This is a genomic window from Leifsonia sp. SIMBA_070, assembly GCF_046534635.1.
Lineage (GTDB): Bacteria > Actinomycetota > Actinomycetes > Actinomycetales > Microbacteriaceae > Leifsonia.
In genome coordinates this window covers 1-256 of sequence record NZ_JAWRYK010000547.1, presented here as the reverse complement: position 1 = coordinate 256, position 256 = coordinate 1, and the positions used below count along the sequence as shown (strand labels likewise).

General features: G+C 67.2%; 1 protein-coding gene. It reads left to right on the top strand.

From position 1 onward, the window contains the following. A partial coding sequence (locus SB754_RS21385; protein WP_410784340.1) for a sigma-70 family RNA polymerase sigma factor occupies positions 1–256 on the top strand: 256 nt, incomplete at both ends.

Genomic DNA, 256 nt, shown 5'->3' with positions numbered 1-256 from the left:
GCAACGACCCCGATCCCGAGCAGATCTTCAACGACGCCAATCTCGACCCGGATCTGCAGAGCGCCCTGGATGCCCTGGCGCCGGAGTTCCGTGCCGCGGTGGTCCTGTGTGACATCGAAGGTCTGTCGTACGAGGAGATCGCCGCGACCCTGGGCGTCAAGCTCGGCACCGTTCGCAGCCGCATCCATCGTGGCCGGCAGGCCATCCGCGGACACCTCGCGGCGAGCGGTCACCACTCGGGACGATCGGTGATGAC